Origin of the sequence: Sulfobacillus harzensis (assembly GCF_012933365.1) — a bacterium.
GTDB classification, from domain to species: domain Bacteria; phylum Bacillota; class Sulfobacillia; order Sulfobacillales; family Sulfobacillaceae; genus Sulfobacillus_B; species Sulfobacillus_B harzensis.
This window is the reverse complement of the sequence record NZ_JABBVZ010000039.1, coordinates 16350-36263: the sequence shown is the minus strand read 5'-3', so window position 1 is coordinate 36263 and position 19914 is coordinate 16350. Positions and strand designations below refer to the sequence as shown.

The following is a 19914-nucleotide window of genomic DNA, read 5'->3' as shown; positions in this document are numbered from 1 at the left end:
GATGAACCAGGAAGGTGGCAACAAGATTGATTATTTGCTTAACGATGGTCAATCTTGGACAAGTCCATCAGAACGGTCCATCAGCCTGTTTGAATCATTAAAACTCGGCTTCGTGTTTGGGGTCGAAGTGCGGGTCATGTCGGTCATGTTGGTGTTCTTTTTTCTGGGGTTGGGGATGCTTACGCTCCCACGAAGGGCACCCCATCTCTTGAACTCCAACAGTTCGGCCATCGCAAAGAATCCCCTCTTGCGCATCGGACTCGGCATATTGCTAATGATTATCGGGGCCTATTTCATCGTATCTATTTCTCTCTCATCCCTCTCCAGCCCGCTCCTATTGCAGCCCGTCGTTCAGTCCGCCATTGTTGTCGTCCTGGCCATTCTCATTTATTGGGGATATTGGGTACGGGGAAAGGCTAAGACCCCGGGACTGGCAGCCGAGGCCGTCGCCCGGTTCGCCCAACCCCCTAACGATTGAGTCCGGTCCCCCAAAGAACAGCCGGGAACCCTACGAAAGAGGGGGAGCCAGGCCGGGACGGTGTGCTGCGTCGCCTGGTCTACTCCCCGTCCGGGGGAGTATGAGGCAGAACCGTCTGCGCGATATGCTGATCCAAAGCCTCATAGGCGAAATAACCAATGGCGTCATAGAGTTCCTGCCGGGTTGGCATGGCGTGAAGCTTGGATTTTTGCGTTTCCGCGGCCCGCAAGGTTTGAAACAGGTCAAACGCTGCCTTCGCGACTACGCGAAGCGCGGAAACGGGGTCAATGACACCTGATATCCGAACGCCCAAAATTGCTGCTCGGTAAAGTAGGGGGTGCGGCCGCACTCGGTCATGTTGGCCAACAGCGGGGCGTTGACGGCCTCCGTCATCTCGCGAGCAGTCCGGGCAACCTCCAGCACGCCGCCGTACCCGGTATCAATGTCCACAATGAGGGATAGCCCTGTCGCGCGGATGATGTCCCGGGCGCGTTCAGCGATTTCGGTTGCGGTCACCATCCGTTCCGATGGACTTATCCAGTTCTGATCATACCTGACCAAAGCTGTCGCCATCTTCCTGCTTCATCGCACCGCTTCTTAGGACTTGCGCCGGTCGTCCACGGGAGGGCGCTCTACAGGCTGTCACCGAGCAGTCCGGCTTACGCAGGAACGCCATCGGCCGGTATCATAGGCCGCCGCGCTGGCCGTCACGCCGCCGGCCGCATAGTCGGTAATGGCGGCCAATACCGCGTCCTCCTCCGCTCCCCGTGCATAAACCCATCTGCCGTCCCTATTCTACGGATGTTGCAGCCTGGACCTGCCTCGACCGCGGGGTCATGTCAGGATGCTTCGTTCCAAGAGAAAAAGCGGCCGTCCCCGAGGAACGACCGCCTGTTATCCTTAGGCTTGCGCATTCGCATTGATTTCCTCTAAGCTGCGGCGGTTGGTCATAGGGCCAAACCCGCCAATCGTCACCGCCACCACAACCATGGCGAAGGAAATGAAGCTAAACACACCCACCGTACCGAACGCGTGTAGCAGCGCGACAATGATGAATCCGGTAAATGCAGAACTCAACCGACTCCAACTGTATGTGAAGCCGACCCCCGTTGTGCGAAGCCGCGTGGGGTACAACTCCGCCTGGTACGAGTGAAAGACCGTGCTGAACCAGTTGTTGAGCAGCGTAATCACAATACCGAAAATAATAATCCAAGCCGGGATCCGCATCATGGAGAAAATCAGCCCCGATACCCCGATAGCCAACGCGACCACCACGATTTGATATTTGCGCTGCCATTTATCGGATAGCCACATTCCCAACACCGGGCCGAGCGGGTTGAAAATGGCGATGACAAAGGTGTAAAGCAACGAGTGCAGTAGTGTCACGCCTTCGCTGACGAGCAAGGTTGGGACCCACGATGCAAAGCCATAAAATCCAATGGTTTGAAAGAGATTGAAGACGAGCAGCATGATGGTTCGGCGGCGATAGGGAGGAACCCAAATCTCCGCGAATTGGCCATGAACCTCGATTTCTCGCGGCCGTTCCACCAGCGGCGGCAATGGCCCCGTCTCCTTCTCGACCGCACTCTCAATTTGATCCATAATGGCGTGCGCTTCGGCAACTTTGCCGTGGTTTTCATACCAGCGAGGCGTCTCCGGAAGGCCCATGCGGACCCACCAGACCACGACCGATCCCAGAGCGGCTACCAACACCACCCAGCGCCAGCCAGCCCAAAGGAAGTGCGTGGGGACTAACACATACGCGAGCAAGGCGACCACCGGCACTGCCCAAAACGTAATGAATTGGCTAAAGGCGATGTAGTGCCCACGCCGGCTTGCCGGCGTCATCTCGCTGACGTAGGCGTCGATAATGACCAACTGGGCTCCAACCCCAAATCCCGCGAACAGTCGGAAGATATCAACCAACGCGATGTTCGGCGATGCTGCCATTAAGATCGTGAACAGCGAGTAAATTAGCATAGAGTAGACGTATCCCTTGCGCCGCCCAATCCGATCGCTGACTCTTCCGAAAATTGTGGTCCCAAAAAACATCCCCAAGAAGCCGGAACCCACAAAATACGCCAGACCGGCGGTGCTCACAAACTTGTCCGCCACAAGCGCCGCACCTACCGAGCCCGCCATGAAGAGTTCATAGAACTCAAATAAGCCCCCGGTCGATACGCGGGCCACCAGACGTGTAAAGTACTTCGCTGGCGGCAGCCGATCCATGCGATCAGCGATCGAGACATTCGGTAACGTTTCAGCCGACATATGCCACCCTCTCCTTGACGTTTATATCGATTGCGGTGCCGCTCAGCCCGGTTATCCGGCCTGAACGGATGGTGCATCAAGACCGCGAGCCACAACTGCAAGAATGCGTTGGCGAACCTGCGCCAATCGCTCGGAGTTAATTCCCGTGGATATTCCCTCGGCCTCGAAAAACTGAACAACTGTCTCAGTGTCTAAATTGCCTGGCGCGCCGGGCGCGTATGGACACCCACCCAAACCGCCCAAAGCGCTATCAAAACGCCGTACGCCGAGGTCGTATGCCAACGCCAAGGGGGCCAGCCCAAATCCGAATCGGTCGTGTAAATGAAGCGCCAAGGGCACATCGCCCATGATCTGTTGGACCTCTTGCAAGCGCTCCTTGACTAGCCGAGGGGCGGCTGAGCCAATGGTGTCGGCTAAAGTCAATTGTTCGACGCCCATCTCCCGATAGGCAGCCGCCATTTCAAGCACGTTCTTAATAGACTCGTTCATGGCCACGCTCCCTTCCTCAAGCCAACGCCGGCGGGTCAAAAACTTCTTCAGCGCACCACATCGTCTGCATGAAGCTGATTAATCTTGTCGGGTGAATATCGAAGAACGCCTCGAAGCACCTCGTCAGTGTGTGCTCCAATGTTGCCTCCGGCCCACCGAATCCGGCCTGCAGCCCGCCTGAGCTTCGGTACAACATCGAACATTCCCACCGTCGTGCCATCCGATCTAGGAGCATACTGGATCATGCCGCGTGCCTGAATCTGGGGATCCTCAACAATGTCCTTGGCACTCATTACAGGGCCTGCTGGTACCCCCGCCTCGGCCAACAACTCGACCAACTCGCGAAGCCCGTGTCGTGCCGTCCATTCACTGATGGCCGAATCCAACTCGTCAACATACCGCACGCGCCCTTCGTTGCTTTGGAAACGGGGATCGGCCGCAATATCCGGTCGATTCATTGCCGTCGTCAACTTCGGAAAGGTACCCGGACTATTTGCCCCGATGGCTATCCATTGCTGGTCGCGCGTTGGATAGATGTTGCTCGGAGCCGCACGAAGGAGGTTATTCCCGGTCCGCTCCTGCACAATGCCACCATTCACATACTCGGGAATTAAGCCCTCCATAATGCTCAGGACCGACTCGGTCAGTGCCACGTCCACAAAGTCTCCACGACGGTCTGGATCCACTGACCGTTGATATAGGGCTGCCAAGATTCCCACGACCGCATGCAAGGCGGCTAATTCATCTCCGATGGATACCCCCGTGCGAACAGGCGGCCGATCGGGGAATCCCGTGACGTAGCGAAGGCCACCCATCGCTTCGGCGATATTGCCAAAGCCCGCACGCTCCCGATAGGGTCCTGTCTGACCGTATCCGGAAATGCTGGCATAGATAATGCCGGGATTTTCGTTTCGCACCTGGTCATAGCCTAAATTCCAAGAACTTAGGCGGCCCGGCCGGAAGTTTTCCACCAAAACATCGCACGATGCCGCCAAGTCGCGCGCCACGCGCTGCCCGTCCTCGCTGTGGAGGTCGAGCGCGACAAGCCGTTTGTTGCGAGCCTGCATCTGCCACCACCACGAGGCTCCCTGGGGCCCATGGCCCCAATGTCGCAAAGGGTCTCCAGTAAGCGGCTCGACCTTAATGACATCCGCCCCTAAATCGGCCAACATGCGTCCAACGGATGGCGCAGCCACCAGCTGGCCAAGCTCTAACACCCGTATTCCGTAAAGTGCCATTTCTCCCATTCTTGCCTCATCCTTGCTGTGGTTGGGTCGGGTCGCGAGTTCCACTCTGTATGTGTTCGCTTAACAACACCGATTCCATCTTCAACGCTTCGGCCATCAGCCGAAGCCGTTCGGGGGTGAACCGCATGCGAGGGCCTGACAGGCTGAGCGCGGCCACGACCTGGTGAGCTGCCCCGAAGACCGGCACACTCACCGAGGCTAAAATGGGGTCGCGTTCGCCGGCTGTTGACGTCCACCCGCTTGAACGAATCGCCAGCCAATCCGGCCCCGGAACCGCCGGTGGCACCCCCGACCATTCGATTGATGCCTGAATCAACCTGCTGCGTTCTTCATTCTGAAGCCATGCCAATAAAATGCGTCCCGCTGATCCCACATGGATGGGAATAGCGGAACCAACCTCAATATTGTGACGAATAGCCTCGGTTCCTTCCCGGCGGTCCAGACAGAGGCGGGTCGCACCGGATCGCACAAAGAGACTTGCTGTCTCCCCAAAGCGTCCCACCAGATTTTCAAGCACGGGCCCACTGATCGTCCGTAGCTCCGATTCTTTGAGTGCTCGCCATGCCCATCGAATGAGCCGTGAGCCCACATGATGGGCGTCGGTCACGATTCCCTCCCGAATCATCGTCTGTAAGATCCGATGAACGGTGGTTCGCGGCATCCCGAGCCGCGCGCTTAATTGCGAGGGATTGAGAGAGGGGTCGTCTGCCAATAGATCAAGAACGCGTGCCATCTTGCCAATGACTGCCACGCCCTCTCCTTCGTCCGTCCGCATTGTGGTCACCCTATCTGCATCGTGGTGATAATCATTGTATCACACTATTCTTAAATCCATGCTATTACGAAAAAACTATTACATCATTTATGAGACAGGATGGTACGAATGACCATGCCGGATCTCGACACGAACCCGCACCAGCTTCGCTAAGAAAAGCGCCCATTCGCACTTTGCCACGAGATGGCGTGGTAGTCCTTACCGTTCCGTCCGGTTGACGACTGTCGACACAGTCGGTTTTGCTAAGGCGATGGTGATCGGACGATGTACCACTGTTGCCCAACATAGTGTGTGCGGTGGCCTTTCCCCTTTTTCAATTGTGTGGTAAATTAAGGGAACTATTACCATTTTGTATGCCAAATTATCCCAACCCGGATGAACGGGGGACCCAATTGTGTGGGGCGCACCAGCAGAGAGCATTTTCCCGCTCCAGCCCGTCAGCTTACCTCGTCGGCGTGGAAAGCAAAGACCGATCCCGCTTTAACCTTTCGGTCTCAGGTGCAGTGCCGCGCCCCCCAAGCCAGAACAGCGAGGAGGCACCTTATTGCAAAAGCAGCGGCTAATTGTGGCGGGATCTGTCATGTCACCCCGATCAGCCGAATCACTAGGCAACGCGGTTCTCGTCCGTGACGGACGAATCGTAGCAATCGGTCAACAGAAGGACTTCAATACCTGTAGCGGCGTCGACATCCTGGACATGGGAGAGGCACACCTTTTTCCCGGATTTGTGGAATCACATGCCCATCTCTGGTGGATGGGCCAGCTTGAAACCCAAATTGACTGTGGTCCTTCACAGAATCATTCCGTAAAGGATATCCTTCAGCGGGTATCCGAGGTAGCCCACCGTCTACCACCAGGCACATGGATTCAGGGACACCATTGGGACGACAGCCTTCTAGCCGAAGGACGGCCGCCGACGGCAGAAGAGCTCACACGGGCTGCCCCACACCACCCGGTGTTCCTGATGCATAATTCCGGCCATTTAGCGGTAGCCAACCGCGAGGCGTTCGAAATCGCTGGCATTGACAACCGCACCGATATTCCCGGCATTGTCCATGACGGCCAAGGAAAACTGACGGGGCTATTGCTGGAAGCTATGGCGTTAGAGTCGGTGAGCCGACACATCCCCCCTCCCTCTCAAAACGAGATGATGGAGCAAATCCGAGTCGCCACAGAGTTATGTCACAGACAGGGAGTCACGTCCTGTACAGACATGGCGCTCGGGCTGGGCGGCCAGGAATCCAGCGTGGAGTCGATATGGCGTGCCTATCAGGCAGCTGAGGCAACCGGCGCGCTCGGCGTGAGAACCACCTGCTATGTGCGAATCGCCAGCCCCAACACTTTTATCCCCCCCGATCCGCCAACGCCATTCCTGACTATGAACGGTGTCAAGCTCTTTTCGGATGGTTCTATCCAAGGACATACCGCTCGCCTCAAGGAGGGGTACTGGGATCAACCTGAGGAGCAGGGAATGCTGGTTCAGTCCCAGGAAGAATTAGAGAGCATGATTCACCGATACCACACCCAAGGTCTTCAAATCGCCATCCATGCCAACGGCGACCAGGCGATTGAGACCGTCATCGCTGCCTATTACCATGCGCTTGGCTTAGAAGGTTGGTCTCACCGTCGCCACCGGATCGAACACGTCCAGTTGGCGCATCCGTCAGACATCCGCGCCATGGCACGAGTGGGCATCTTGCCGAATTTCTTCATTGGCCACGTGTATCACTGGGGTGACCGGCACCGGGATAAATTCTTGGGACCGCATCGGGCTCAAGATCTTGACCCGCTCAATACTGCATATCGGCAAGGGATACGCTTCGCCCTCCATTCGGACGCGCCAGTCACTCCCATTAATCCCTTGGGCTCCATCGCAACCGCCGTCACGCGGCTCACCCAGGGCGGGCAAGTGCTAGGGCCGGAGCAACGCATCCCTCTGTCGGCGGCCTGGCAAGCCTACACGATCGATGCCGCGTACCTGGGATTGCGCGAACATCTGGTGGGCGACATTAAGGAGGGTCTCTGGGCAGACTTTGCCGTTCTGTCGGAAAATCCCTTAATCCAAGGTCCCGACGTCTTGGGCCGCACGAATGTCCTGCGAACTCTCGTGGCAGGCGAAACGGTCTGGGAGTCCTGACATCCCCAAAGTAAGGAGGGTGATTATGAATCGCATTTTCGCCGTACTAATTGGGCTGGTCGTTCCGTTTGCTGCGATTGTTGCGCTATTTCCCTGGTACGACCGGGTTCATCCGTTCGTGTTGGGCTTTCCGTTTCTTTACTTCTGGATGTTCCTCTGGTTTCCACTTACGGCACTATGCCTGTTTTTCGCGTGGCTTTTAGAAGGACGGAATCCCCAAACAAGTCGAACGGAGGACTGATACTTATGGCTTTCGCCGTACTCATCTTCGCCTTATTGGTATCACTGCTCTTGGCTTGGATGTCGCGTAGGAACCGAAAGTCACAGTCGCTTGAGGACTTTTTGGTAGCCGGACGGTCGTTGGGCACCCCGCTCTTCTACTTGCTGGCGGTCGGCGAAATCTACAGCATTGGCACGATTATTGGGTTTCCGGGCGGCATCTACGCCGGCGGAGCTGTATATGCCGTATGGTTTCTCGGGTATATTCTGCTCGCCTATCCTGTAGGTTATTTTATCAATCCTTTACTTTGGCAGGCGGGGAAACTTTACGGCGCCGAAACCGGACCAGACCTGTTCTACCGTCACTTCAAAAGCCGTGGATTGATGCTGGTGGTCGCGCTGGCATCACTTATCTTTGTGATCCCTTGGGGCCAGTTGCAATTTTCCGGACTCGAAGTTCTGCTAGAAGCCTTCGCACCGCATTTGAATCCGGCATTGGGACTCACACTAGCTGGGGCCTTGGCCTTTGGCTATATTTTAATTGCCGGCATGCGAGCACCGGCTATGGTTTCCATCTTGAAAGACACCCTGTTGATCGCCTCCATCCTTATCGTTGGTATTGCGGTCATCATCATCGCCGCAGGTGTCATACCGATTTTCCACCATGTCGCGCGCGTAAGCCCCACATTCCTGACCGTACCCAAATCCGGTCCCAAAAACGCCATGCCCTACGTCCTGTCCACGATTGTATTTCAGGCCCTGGGCTTCTATACCAGCCCTTTTGGCATTCAGTACAACTTCACTGCCAAGTCCAAAGCCGCAGTCAAGAAGGCGCAGATGGTCATGCCGCTATACATGATTATGTATCCTTTCCTGATCATTTCGGCGTTCTTCAGTCTGGCCTACCTGACGGGACTGAATAAGAATCCGGACCTCTCGTTCATCGCGGCCGCCATGCACGTGTTGCCTGGGTGGCTTGTGGGTGTGGTTGCCGCTGGAGCTGCTCTGTCCGCTATTCTCGTGCTGGCCGGCGTCAGTCTGGCCATTTCCTCGGTGGCCGCGAAGAATCTCATTAATGGATATCTGGCGCCGGACGCACCGGAATCGACCGTACAGCGCTGGACCAAGGTTGCCGTGGGCATTTATCTGTTCATTAGTATTCTCCTCACAGTGTTGACCCCCACCCTGATGCTGAACCTGATTAATACGGCGTACTATGGGTTCACGCAATTCTTCCCCGGCTTGATGGCTTTGTTGTTCTGGCGGAAAGCCACCCCCATCGGCGTCGGCATAGGACTGGTTGGCGGCGATGTGGCTGCCTTGGCCATGTATTTTGGCCACATGGAGCCGTGGGGTCTCAATCTCGGACTTTTAGCCCTCGTGGTCAACATCGTACTCACGGTTGGGATTTCTCTCATTACCCCCGGAACACGTACCCCCATTGTTCACAGAAACTTCCGGGAGACTCAGGATTCGGTATCATTGGCTGACTAGTTACAGAAAGTCCCGTTCTCGTCAAGAAACAAGGTCCAAAGGGCATCGGCCTTAAAGGTGGCGAGGCAGCCAATGTGAAGCATTCCCGACAAGCGTGGCCCAGTTAAATCCGATCCCTCCAGAAGCTCGTTGGGCCATGCTCTCTCGCGCACCGTTCTATACTCCGTTCTCCAGCCCTAACGGGTTGGCTTCACCGCGGCAGTGTGTCTCTGCGAGACACCTGCCCTTGTTTTGTATCGCTCGGAGGGTTTCCCCATTCCTCACCTTCGTAGGTTGCCCAGCATTGGATCCTCCACGCCCCAACCCCCCTCTTCTTCAAAGAAGCTGTCCTTATTGCTGACCTTGATTGGTGTCCAAGGATCGGGCCGCCGACGTTCAGTCACCCCCCTCCCAAACGCTTATATATCGAAGGGTGAGGGGAAACACTGAAGTCCATGAAGCCCAGCCATCCCAATAAATGGGGGCGCGCAGGAGGCAGGACGATGGATTTCCGCTTATTTAGGCGTATTCATGCAGCCCGACAACTTATGGTGCAACTGGCCATCGGCGGGGCCCTTTCCGCCATCCTGAGTGTCGCGCAGGCAGCGTTGCTCGCCCATGTCGTAAGCCAGGTGTATATTGGTCATGCCACCCTCGCTGCGGTCCGTTTTCCATCCATCATGCTGTTGGCCGCAATCGCCCTCCGCGCCCTCTTAGCTGGCGCCAACGAAAACTGGGCCCTTCGCGGTGCTGATTTGTCCCAGATGCAACTTCGGCAACGATTCGTAGCATTTTTGCTTCAAGCGGGGCCGATGGCGGATGCCAGAGCCGAGACCGGCGCACTCACCACACTCGCGATCCAAGGCATCGATGAGTTCGAGGTGTTTCTCGCGCAATACTTCCCGCAAGTCATTGTTACTGCTGCCGTCCCGGCGATCGTATGGATTGGCGTTATGGTCCATGATTGGATATCCGGACTGCTCATATTGCTGACGTTGCCCCTCATTCCCCTGTTCATGTACCTCATTGGCCGACAAGCCGAAACAAAATCAAAGCAGCAAGTCGTGCTCATGAGTCAGTTGAATGGTCACTTCCTGGACGTTCTGCACGGGCTCGATACCCTGAAACTCTTTGGTCGCAGCCGCGAACAGACCAACACGATTTATCGCCAGAGCGAAGCCTTTCGGGCGTCCACCATGGCAACACTTCAGATAGCCTTTTTATCCGGAATGGTGCTGGAACTCATCGCATCATTAAGCATGGCCTTTGTTGCAGTGGCCATCGGACTGCGCCTCATCCACGCCGCATTGTCTTTTGAAACCGCCTTCATGGTGTTGGTGCTGGTTCCCGAGTTTTATATCCCTTGGCGCAACTTGGGCGCCAAGTTTCACGAGGGGCTGAAGGGCGCAACTGCGGCTCAACAGATATTTGACCTCCTAGACGCTTCTCCGGCCATCGCCCCGGGGGGCGAGACCCGATTGGCAGACCCCGGCCCCTGGACCCTGGTTTGGCAGAATGTCTCCTATACCTATCCTGGGCAATCGATGCCGGCGCTCCATGATATTTCCCTCTCGCTGGCCGAAGGCGACCACTTGGCCATCGTCGGTCCCAGCGGTTCGGGAAAGAGCACCTTAATTCAATTATTGCTGGGTGCGACCTCCTTTTCCGGGGCGATTCAGGTTGCCGGCGTTCCCCTTGAAACCTTGGATATCGCTTGGTGGCGACGACAGATGAGTTGGGTTACCCAGCATCCGTATCTCTTTGAGGGCACCATACTCGACAATCTCCAGCGGGTCGCCCCCAAGGCGACCCGGGTTGAAATCCAAGCATCGCTCGTCCGTTCCGGAGCATGGGATTTCATCCAACGCCTTCCTAAGGGATGGGATACCGAAATTGGCCAGGAAGGACTTCGGCTGAGCGGAGGACAGCGCCAGCGGCTTGCCTTGGCTCGCGCCTTTTTATTGGATACCCCCATCGTCATCTTTGATGAGCCAACCCAGAACCTTGACTTGGTCAGTGAGGAGGCCTTGCTGGGGGCCATGGACGAACTTCGTCAGGGGCGAACGGCCATTACCATCGCCCACCGGTTGACAACCGTCGCTAATGCCGATCGGGTGCTGGTACTTAGAAACGGCGAAGCTGTCGAATGGGGGACCCCAGAAGAACTCGCCAAACAGAATGGGCTGTACCGTGCTCTAGTGGACGCCTACCGAGGAAGGGAGTCTCAATATGCCGCTTATCAAGCTGACCCGGCGCTATAGATCCTTAATCGGATTAGCCTTCCTGTTCGGCGCCGCGACCGTGGCCATGAATTTGGGATTGCAGTCAACCTCCAGCTACCTCATCGCCAAGGCTGCCCAACACCCGAGCACCATCCTTCTCTTATGGACCCCCATTGTCGCGGTCCGTTTTTTCGGAACAGCCCGGGCCGCATTTCGTTATCTCGATCGGTACTTTGCTCATGACGTTACCTTGCGTTGGCTCCGCGATCTCAAAACCCACCTGTATCAGGCAATCGAGCGGGAAACGTGGAGCGTCCTCAAGGGCCGAGGCAGCGGCGAGATTCTGAGCCGCCTCGGCCACGACGTGGACAGTCTTGAGAACCTCATAATCGGATTCTTTGAACCCGTCATCATAGCGATTCTCGGACTTCTCATGGTGCTGGCCATTGGCCTTTGGTTAAACCCGCTGATTGCCCTCGGTCTAACCGTTATGCTGGTCGTATCCGCCACCCTGCTCTCCTGGAGCGCTTTTCGCATGGCCAAAATATCCCGCGCGCAACAAGTCGATTTAAAAGGACGTCTGACGGCAGCGTTGGTGGAGTTGCTTTATGGGTCGACAGATATCCGCGCGCTCCACTTGGAAGGCTTTGCAAAAAGGCATGTCGACCAGCTGCAACAACGCCTGCACGAAGCGAAGCGACATCTGATCCGCATCACTGGACTCTTCAGCGCGACGTCGCTATTTGTCACCTGGGCCGGAATGTGGGTGGTCTTGCAAGTCAGCATCATGGAAGCACAGCGGCATCAGTTGCGGCCCATTTTCGTACCGGTTGTCGCCCTGTTGGCATTGGCGAGCTTCGAAATTGTCTCGGGTCTTCCGAGCGCTTTTCAAGACGTCAGCGGTTTGGCTCAGGCGGCAGCGCGCATACGGGAACTGAGAAGCCGCGAAGAATCCCAAAGCTACGGAAAGGGACGATCGCAAAAACCGCCGGAAGTCCCCGCCTTAGTCGTCAAAGACGTGAGCCTTGTCCTGGGAGACCGCGTCCAACCGATTCTGGACCGGGTAACCCTGACGTTAGCCCCGGGGCAACACGTGGCGCTGATTGGACCCAATGGTTCGGGAAAGAGCTCCTTGGTCAATCTGTTGGCTAGCCTCTTAGCCTACAACGAGGGAAGCATCCAATTGGACCAGACGGAGCTCAGGGAATGGGACACCGAAGCGGCTCGCCGCTTGTTTGGGGTGGTGAATCAATTCCCGCATATTTTTCACGACACCCTGCGGGCCAATCTGCAGCTGGCCGCCCCTGATGCCTCAGAGGACGCCCTATTGGAGGCTCTCCGTCTTTCGGGCATGCTTGCGCTGGTTAATCGTTTGCCTAAAGGGTTGGACACCCTCTTAGGTGAGCGCGGCACCACCCTGTCAGGCGGTGAAATTAAACGCTTAGCCATTGCCCGTGCGGTTCTTAAGAACGCACCGATCCTGCTGCTCGATGAGCCCACCGAAGGTCTAGATCCGATTAGCGAGCGCACCGTGATGGAGGACCTCATGCAATGGGCCAGCCGACGCTCGGTGCTCTGGATTACCCATAGCGCCATTAACCTCGATTTAGTGGACGAGGTGGTTGTCTTAATGGATGGTCGCATCGTCGACCATGGCACACCGCGGCAGGTGGCTTCTCATCCCGTTGCGCAGAGCCTTTTACGCCTCGCTTTATTGTCGGCACACATGGCATCAAGGGATGACTCCTTAACCTCATGAAGGCGACGGAAGCCACCCGAGCCCGTCCCGAGACAATGCCCATCGGCTCTGAATCGAGACGCGCTTCGAACTTCTATGCGCCAAATCGCCCAGATAAGGCCCGATGCACCGCGGTGTGTCCAAGTGACGGCATTGTCCCACGGGCTTCAACGCAGGCTGGATACCTTCGTCAACGCGGCCTCGATGCCTTGCCTATCAACCATCCATCGCGAATTGGCGCCCTCCCTAACTACAGCATCCAAGATTTTGCATTAATCCCATGGAATCGGGCCACCCTAAACGACAACTGCAAAAGGCTTAAAGGGAGGCGCTCCGGGTGTCGCTGCCGGCTATCTGGTTTGTGCTTATCGCGGTGTTGTTTGTTGGGTATTTTGTACTTGAAGGGTTCGACTACGGGGTAGGAATGCTGGTTCCTTGGATTGGGCGCACCGATCAGGAACGCCGAGCCATTATTGCCACGATCGGACCGGTATGGGACGCTAATGAGGTGTGGCTAATCACGGCCGGCGGTGCACTATTTGCCGCCTTCCCCAACTGGTATGCCACGCTGTTCAGTGGATTTTACCTGGGATTAGCCCTGCTCTTGGCTGCGCTCATCTTGCGGGGTGTCGCACTCGAATTTCGCAGCAAGGACGCCCGTCCCGAATGGCGGACACGCTGGGACGCCATGATTGTCGTCGGCAGCATCATTCCGCCGATTGTCTGGGGGCTCGCGATGGGCAATCTCCTGCACGGGGTTCCCATTAATCAACACATGGACTATGTCGGCAATTTCTTGACCCTCCTCAATCCCTACGCCATTGTCGGCGCCTTAGCCACGCTGCTGCTGTTCCTCCTGCACGGCGCATTATATTTGGACTTGAAGGCTCCCGAAGAGCTGGCTGAGCGAGCCCATAAGGTCGCCTACCAGGCGGGACGATGGGCGACCTTGATGTACTTTGCCTTTGTCGCGATGAGTTATCTCTATGCCAATTTCGCGCACACGCTGGGCGTCGATCCCGGCCCCATTCCGGTTCTGGCAGGTGCCAGCATCATCGCCGTCCGCTTCCTGCTGCCCGGCCGGCATCGTGAATGGGCCTTCTTTACGACCGCCTTAGCCATTGTCCTTTCTACGATTAGCGTGTTCTTGGCCCTCTTCCCGCGGGTGATGATTTCCAGCCTTAATCCCCGTTGGAGTCTGACGATTTACAATGCGGCATCCAACACTTACAGCCTTCGGGTCATGACGATTGTCGCCGTGACCGTATTGCCCTTTGTGTTGGCGTACCAAGCGTGGACGTATTGGGTCTTTCGACAGCGTGTTTCGTTTAAAGACACCTGGCACTACTAATGGCGCGGCTCGCGGATTGACCGTGCCAATTGAAGGAACTCCACGCCCCAAGTGCTAGACGCTATCCACGATATTCGGCAAGGGAGTCATGCATGATGACCGATGTTGGACTGGCCCGCCTGCAATTTGGCACCATGATCATTTATCACTTTTTATTTGTGCCCATAACCATCGGCATGGCCTTTATGCTCGCCATTCTCGAAACCCGCTACTGGAAAACGCGGCGCACGGAAGATCGCAAGGTGCTGGATTTCTTCGGACGGCTCTTTTTGATTAACTTCGCCGTGGGCGTTGTCACAGGCATCTTGCAGGAATTCCAGTTCGGCATGAACTGGTCCAATTATTCACGGTTTGTCGGCGACGTCTTCGGCGCTCCGCTGGCCGTCGAAGCCCTAGCGGCTTTCTTCATGGAGTCGACCTTTATCGGCATCTGGATCTTTGGCTGGGACCGCGTGTCGCCTCGAATGCATGCATGGTCGATGTGGCTCGTGGCGATTGGCACCAGCCTCTCCGCCTTCTGGATTCTAACAGCCAACTCTTTTATGCAGGAACCGGTGGGCTACAAAATGATTAAGGGTCATGCCGCCATGACCAACTTCTTCGCTCTCTTGGGAAATCCACAGCTTTGGGTCGAATTCCCCCACGTGGAAGCGGCCGCCCTGACAACTGGCGGCTTCTTTGTGGCCGCCATCAGCGCTTACTTCGTCCGCACTCAGAAGAAATACCGGGACTGGTTTACGCCCGCCATGACTCTCGGCCTATTAGTGGCAGCGGTTGGCAGCGTTCTCGTGGTTATCATGGGGCATGACCAGGCACAGCATTTGATTTTTGCCCAGCCGATGAAAATGGCGGCCTCGGAGGCGCTGTGGAACAACAGTGGGCTACACGCCTCCTGGAGCATTGTTTCCTTTTTCAATCCCGTGACCCGCCACACTTGGTTCTCGATCCCGATTCCTTACATGCTGTCCATCCTCGCCTACAACCGGCTGACAGGCCAGGTCCGGGGCATTTCCACCCTGCAGCACCTATATGTGCATCGTTATGGTCCCGGCTACTATGTTCCGCCAATCCTCGCGACCTATTGGAGTTTCCGATTCATGATTTTAATCGGCATGGTGATGGCCGTGGTGGCTGTGTGGGGCTTATGGCTTCTACGCACCCACCGATTGGTGGAACGCCCAGGCTTTCTCAAACTCATGACCTGGTCCATTGTTCTCCCGTCTCTGGCCAACATCGCGGGGTGGGTTATGACAGAAGTCGGGCGTCAACCATGGATTGTCTTTGGGCTACAAAAAACCGTCAACGGCGTCTCTCCAACTGTCCCCATCTATGAGGTGGCCATCACCTTCATCGGCTTTACCCTCCTCTATTTGGTTATGGGCATTATTGAAGTTGGCCTCTTGTTGAAGTTCATCCGATTGGGCCCCGAGGCCAACGAGGCGCACCTGAACCCATCGGAGGACGGCATCGTGCAGCCTGAGTAGACGAAGGCTATGGGGAAGACAGCTGTTTTTATACCGGTCTGCTTGACCGTGCTTTAAGCGCTGGGGACCGGCATAGCCATCAGTTCGACAGGAGTGCTTCTCTAGGTACCTGTCGATGCTCCGGGTGTCCGTGGATCATGCGGCAACCAGAAATGTGCCCGAACGCTAATGGTTCCAGGGAATACCAGACTATCATGGGAACCCACGGGGCACACAAACGGTGGAGGTGAGGATATGGCAAAACCCCACATCGTGGTGCTTGGGTCGAATTTTGCCGGACTTGGCGCCGCACAAAAGATCCGGGAATACGGCAAAGATGCCGTGGATATTACCGTCATTGATCGGAAGCCTTATTTGCTGTTCGTCCCCAATATCGGTATTGAAGTGTTAGAAAACCGGGATCCCCTTTATTCCATGCATATGCCCCTCGAGCCCGCCATGAAAGAGGACGATTTGCATTTCATCCAAGGGGATGTGCAATCCATCGACGTGGAATCTCGCACCATTGAATTCTTGCCGACCGAACGGCTCGGGAGCGCGACGGCCAAGCTCCAGTATGACTATGTCGTCATCGCCGTCGGCGCACGCTTGGCGTATGATCAAATCGAGGGATTTGCCGAATTTGGCCATACCGTCAGTGATACCTATTACGGCAACCAATTGCGCCGCTATCTCTATTCCGAATACCAGGGCGGACCGGTGGCGGTTGGTTCGGCACGATTTCACCAAGGCAGTAGATCGCATCAATACGTACCGCAAGCCGAAGCCGCTTGCGAGGGCCCCCCGGTGGAGGTCACGCTCAGCATCGGGCGTTGGCTCCAAACGCATAACTTTGGCGGTCCGTCTAATGTCACCGTGTTTACCCCGGCCGAATGGATTGCCGAGGATGCTGGGATGGGGATTGTGAAAACGCTGTTGGGTTTAGCCGGAAAGATGGGCTACCACTACGTCAACAAGACCTACGATATCCGCCGGATTACGCAGGACGGGATTGAATTTGTCGAGGGCCCCAGCATCGAGGCCGAACTGAAAATTATCTTTCCGGATTGGGTGCCGCACGAATTCCTTCAGAACTTGCCCATCTCCGACGACGTCGGATTTGTGGAAACCGACATGACCATGCGCAATCCCCGCTATGCCAACGTCTTCGCGTGTGGAGACGCGGCAGCCGTCACCGTGCCGAAGCTGGGCATTTTGGCTCACATGGGCGCCGAGGTGGCAGCCCGGCAGATCTGCCAAGACTTGGGGCTTATGCACATTGCCCCAGGGGAGGAGCGCATGAATCCCATCGTCGATTGTATCGGCGACATGGGCCACAATGAAGCCTTCTACATCAGCTCCAACACCTGGTATGGCGGCGATCGAGAAATCTTTCGGATGGGCCATATCCCCTTCCTGTTGAAGTTACAGTACAAGGACATGTTCTTCCGGACCAAGGGCAAGGTCCCCCCGTGGGGATTGCCCGCGGCTGACTTCTTTGCGGAAATGCTGGGAAAGGAAGTAGGCGTATGAGTACCACGTTCACATCGACGGGCGAGACGCCATCCATTCCTCTATCGGACGACCAATGGCGGGGCCTGGCACGCTTGGGCGAAATCGTCGCGGTCTTTGATCGCGCCCTGGACGGCCCCATGGGCGCGGTCTCGGTTGATTACCTGGCCTCGCTCATGACCTTAGCCCCATCGAATACGCTCGCTGCGGTGCGTGAGGTCCTCGAACTGCTGACGGAATGGCACGAGAAAGGCGTTCTGGCGCAAATCCGCTCCGTCATCGATATGATGGCGTCGGTTTTAACCCAAGAAAACATCAATATGGTGGCGCTGGCAACGCTCGAAAAAGCGCGCCACAATAACGTCCCCGCCACCATTCGGACGCTGTCCCGCGAGTTGGGCGATGTCACACACGCCGACACCGCGGGATTAGGGGGACTCGGGGGTCTCATGCGGCTGATGATGGACAAGGATGTCCAAGCAGGACTCCGTATGATGGGAATGACCGCGGGAAAAATTCGCGCCGTCATGCAATCCGATCCCCAACGGGACAGCCCGCCTCTGCAACACTAAATACGTTCGTTGGGGCAGCCATCACCCAGCGGATGACGCCAAAGAAGGGTCTGGAATTCACACTTAGCAAAACCGTCCAGGCCCTTTCTCAGATTGGGACGTCTCCAAAGGTGGCTAAAACACCGTTCACCCATTTCTGCGCCCGCTGCAATACAAAAATCCCGCAATCCATTGCGGATGCGGGTTTCAAATGGTGGGCCATGTAGGGGTCGAACCTACAACCTTGGGATTAAGAGTCCCCTGCTCTGCCAGTTGAGCTAATGGCCCGTATGAAGGTTGAGTTGGTAGCGGCGGGTGGACTCGAACCACCGACGTCACGGGTATGAACCGTGTGCTCTAACCAACTGAGCTACGCCGCCGTTGGTTGCGGGGACAGGATTTGAACCTGCGACCTCCGGGTTATGAGCCCGACGAGCTACCTGGCTGCTCTACCCCGCGATGTGACGCCTCATCGGGAACACTAGATATATTATCGGCTTCCCGAATGAGTGTCAAGGACAAAAATTATCCAGAGAATCATCATTCCCTGCTCCTATGATACACTAAAATCAAAGCACTAATACCCGGCACTTGCAGGGAGGGTGAACGATGGAAAAGAAGGCTCGCTTAGCAGGCATCGAATTTGCCGTCGATAGGACGGAACGCGGATACCAACTGCGCATTGAGACGACGCCCGAACACCAAACCCAGCGGGAACAAGTTTTCGCGCTCTTCGATCAGTTTCGGGCTGAAGCTCGCCGAGCCGGCGTCACAAGTCCGGAGCTGATGGCGCATTGGATGCGGGATCAGGTCAGACGCTGGAGCCCGACGCGAAAATAGTCGAATGATCCTTTTTTGGAAAATCTTGTTGGCTGTCCCTGGCTGCGATACAATAGCCGTACTTTCTTCAACGGGGGACAAGCATCCATGAGATCTATTCGCACCGCATCGGAATACCGCTCTATCATCGAACAGATTAAGCAGCTCAAGCACCGCATGTGGATGTTGGCCGCGCAGCGTGGGAATCTGGATCCTGAGGTCATCCGTCTCAGTCAGGAAATTGATGAACATATTGTTTCCGTGCAGATGTATTGGCGAGCGCAATCAGGAAATGAATCCATGATTGGCTAAGCCAAAAAGAGGGGAATTACCCGTAATTCTTCGATGAGACGCACCGCTTGCCTTTAGAATAGGGACAAGGTGGTGCGTCTCATGTCGATCAAACTCAATGTTGTCGCCGACTCCTCTCATACGGCCGACGTCGTATCTCGAACTCCTGCATCGGAATCCTCCGACCGTTCCGCATCTGTTCGCCTGTTGCCAGCAGAAGAAGCGCTCTGGCAGCAATTGTCGCAGTCTGAGGGGATGGTGCTGGACAACCCCACCGACCCGCACATCAGCCAATATTTAGATACGGTACGCGATTTGCTTAATCAGGCTCTCGTGCGCCATCAGGCCAAGTCGTCCACCTATTGGTCACCTAAAGGCCGGTTTCGGCAAATGGTCCATATCGTGCAGATTAATCGCGCACTGGATGACCTCTTGGAGGATATCCGGCTGCGCCACCCCGCAACCCAATTGGCTCGACGACTGGACGCCATTCGAGGCCTGCTGTTGGATTTATGGATGTGAGGCCGATGACGGCGAAAAAGTTTCCCCAAGTTTTGCGGGACCTCGAGGAGTTGGAACGGATCACCGAGAAAAAGATTCAGGCGGTCCTTGGTCGAAAGTCAGCAGAGTTGGTCGACTTGCTGCAAGAGCAGATTGACCCCATGTACCGCATTAATGCGGAGATTTTTGAAATTGCAGCCATGACTGAGGAGGAGCGGGCGGAGTTGGCGAGCCATATCACCCGTTGGGCGAATCGCGAAGAATACCTCGGCAATTTATTGGAAGAGCATCTCGGCTACATCGCCTATCTCAAAGCGTTGGTCGGCATTAAGCCCGACCAACGAACCGGGCTGGATATCGGGGTTTAAAGTGACAAG

At 56.1% G+C, this 19914-nt stretch carries 19 protein-coding genes, 3 tRNA genes and 1 riboswitch; of the genes, 14 read left to right on the top strand and 8 right to left on the bottom strand.

Annotation, left to right across the window (positions count from 1 at the left end):
• The coding region (locus HIJ39_RS12190; RefSeq protein WP_169100058.1) for a hypothetical protein at positions 1-478 on the top strand (478 nt) is incomplete at its 5' end.
• Between the two features lie 261 nt (positions 479-739).
• Here the strand turns inward: HIJ39_RS12190 and HIJ39_RS12185 are convergent.
• From HIJ39_RS12185 to HIJ39_RS12170, 5 genes are all read right to left on the bottom strand, one after another.
• The gene (locus tag HIJ39_RS12185) at positions 740-1051 is read right to left on the bottom strand and encodes a hypothetical protein (protein WP_169100056.1); all 312 of its coding nucleotides are present in this window, start codon (positions 1049-1051) and stop codon (positions 740-742) included.
• Positions 1052-1378: 327 nt separating this feature from the next.
• A complete protein-coding gene (locus HIJ39_RS24150) occupies positions 1379-2749 on the bottom strand; it encodes an MFS transporter (RefSeq protein WP_243239604.1) in 1371 nt (456 codons plus the stop codon).
• 51 nt (positions 2750-2800) lie between these two features.
• Positions 2801-3238, bottom strand: a complete 438-nt coding sequence (locus HIJ39_RS24145) for a beta/alpha barrel domain-containing protein (RefSeq protein WP_243239603.1) — start codon at positions 3236-3238, stop codon at positions 2801-2803.
• 47 nt (positions 3239-3285) lie between these two features.
• Positions 3286-4485 carry a CaiB/BaiF CoA transferase family protein gene (locus tag HIJ39_RS12175; protein ID WP_169100052.1) on the bottom strand — a complete coding sequence of 400 codons (1200 nt, stop codon included), beginning with the start codon at positions 4483-4485 and terminating at the stop codon, positions 3286-3288.
• A gap of 7 nt (positions 4486-4492) precedes the next feature.
• Positions 4493-5260 carry an IclR family transcriptional regulator gene (locus HIJ39_RS12170; protein ID WP_169100050.1) on the bottom strand — a complete coding sequence of 256 codons (768 nt, stop codon included), beginning with the start codon at positions 5258-5260 and terminating at the stop codon, positions 4493-4495.
• A 344-nt stretch (positions 5261-5604) separates the two neighbouring features.
• Positions 5605-5730, top strand: a riboswitch (cyclic di-AMP (ydaO/yuaA leader).
• A 74-nt stretch (positions 5731-5804) separates the two neighbouring features.
• Between HIJ39_RS12170 and HIJ39_RS12165 the strand changes: the two genes are divergently transcribed.
• The 9 genes from HIJ39_RS12165 (at position 5805) to HIJ39_RS12125 (ending at position 17947) form a co-directional block, all read left to right on the top strand.
• Positions 5805-7397, top strand: a complete 1593-nt coding sequence (locus HIJ39_RS12165) for an amidohydrolase (RefSeq protein ID WP_169100048.1) — start codon at positions 5805-5807, stop codon at positions 7395-7397.
• A 25-nt stretch (positions 7398-7422) separates the two neighbouring features.
• Positions 7423-7638 carry a DUF3311 domain-containing protein gene (locus HIJ39_RS12160; protein WP_169100046.1) on the top strand — a complete coding sequence of 72 codons (216 nt, stop codon included), beginning with the start codon at positions 7423-7425 and terminating at the stop codon, positions 7636-7638.
• 5 nt (positions 7639-7643) lie between these two features.
• A complete protein-coding gene (locus HIJ39_RS12155; RefSeq protein ID WP_169100044.1) occupies positions 7644-9110 on the top strand; it encodes a sodium:solute symporter family protein in 1467 nt (488 codons plus the stop codon).
• Between the two features lie 482 nt (positions 9111-9592).
• A complete protein-coding gene (gene cydD, locus HIJ39_RS12150) occupies positions 9593-11350 on the top strand; it encodes a thiol reductant ABC exporter subunit CydD (protein WP_169100042.1) in 1758 nt (585 codons plus the stop codon).
• Entirely contained in the window at positions 11319-13070 is a 1752-nt protein-coding gene (cydC, locus tag HIJ39_RS12145) for a thiol reductant ABC exporter subunit CydC (RefSeq protein WP_169100040.1), read from the top strand. Before cydD ends, cydC begins: the two co-directional genes overlap by 32 nt.
• Before the next feature lie 316 nt (positions 13071-13386).
• Entirely contained in the window at positions 13387-14400 is a 1014-nt protein-coding gene (gene cydB, locus HIJ39_RS12140) for a cytochrome d ubiquinol oxidase subunit II (RefSeq protein WP_169100038.1), read from the top strand.
• A 92-nt stretch (positions 14401-14492) separates the two neighbouring features.
• The gene (locus tag HIJ39_RS12135) at positions 14493-15884 is read left to right on the top strand and encodes a cytochrome ubiquinol oxidase subunit I (RefSeq protein WP_243239601.1); all 1392 of its coding nucleotides are present in this window, start codon (positions 14493-14495) and stop codon (positions 15882-15884) included.
• Between the two features lie 234 nt (positions 15885-16118).
• A complete protein-coding gene (locus HIJ39_RS12130; protein WP_169100036.1) occupies positions 16119-17396 on the top strand; it encodes an NAD(P)/FAD-dependent oxidoreductase in 1278 nt (425 codons plus the stop codon).
• Positions 17393-17947, top strand: a complete 555-nt coding sequence (locus HIJ39_RS12125) for a hypothetical protein (RefSeq protein ID WP_169100034.1) — start codon at positions 17393-17395, stop codon at positions 17945-17947. The genes HIJ39_RS12130 and HIJ39_RS12125 overlap by 4 nt, the downstream gene beginning before the upstream one ends.
• 191 nt (positions 17948-18138) lie before the next feature.
• On the opposite strand, the gene HIJ39_RS12120 is transcribed toward HIJ39_RS12125, so the two are convergent.
• From HIJ39_RS12120 to HIJ39_RS12110, 3 genes are all read right to left on the bottom strand, one after another.
• Positions 18139-18214 (bottom strand) — tRNA-Lys (locus HIJ39_RS12120).
• A 15-nt stretch (positions 18215-18229) separates the two neighbouring features.
• Positions 18230-18306, bottom strand: a tRNA-Met gene (locus tag HIJ39_RS12115).
• A 2-nt stretch (positions 18307-18308) separates the two neighbouring features.
• Positions 18309-18385, bottom strand: a tRNA-Met gene (locus HIJ39_RS12110).
• Between the two features lie 150 nt (positions 18386-18535).
• Between HIJ39_RS12110 and HIJ39_RS12105 the strand changes: the two genes are divergently transcribed.
• The 4 genes from HIJ39_RS12105 (at position 18536) to HIJ39_RS12090 (ending at position 19905) form a co-directional block, all read left to right on the top strand.
• A complete protein-coding gene (locus tag HIJ39_RS12105; RefSeq protein ID WP_169100033.1) occupies positions 18536-18766 on the top strand; it encodes a hypothetical protein in 231 nt (76 codons plus the stop codon).
• 87 nt (positions 18767-18853) lie between these two features.
• Entirely contained in the window at positions 18854-19057 is a 204-nt protein-coding gene (locus HIJ39_RS12100) for an aspartyl-phosphate phosphatase Spo0E family protein (RefSeq protein WP_169100031.1), read from the top strand.
• Between the two features lie 81 nt (positions 19058-19138).
• Positions 19139-19558: a DUF327 family protein gene (locus HIJ39_RS12095; protein WP_169100029.1), complete on the top strand. Its 420-nt coding sequence runs from the start codon at positions 19139-19141 to the stop codon at positions 19556-19558.
• A gap of 5 nt (positions 19559-19563) precedes the next feature.
• Positions 19564-19905 (top strand): hypothetical protein, encoded by a 342-nt coding sequence (locus HIJ39_RS12090; protein ID WP_169100027.1) that lies wholly within the window; start codon positions 19564-19566, stop codon positions 19903-19905.
• The last annotated feature ends 9 nt before the right edge of the window (positions 19906-19914 follow it).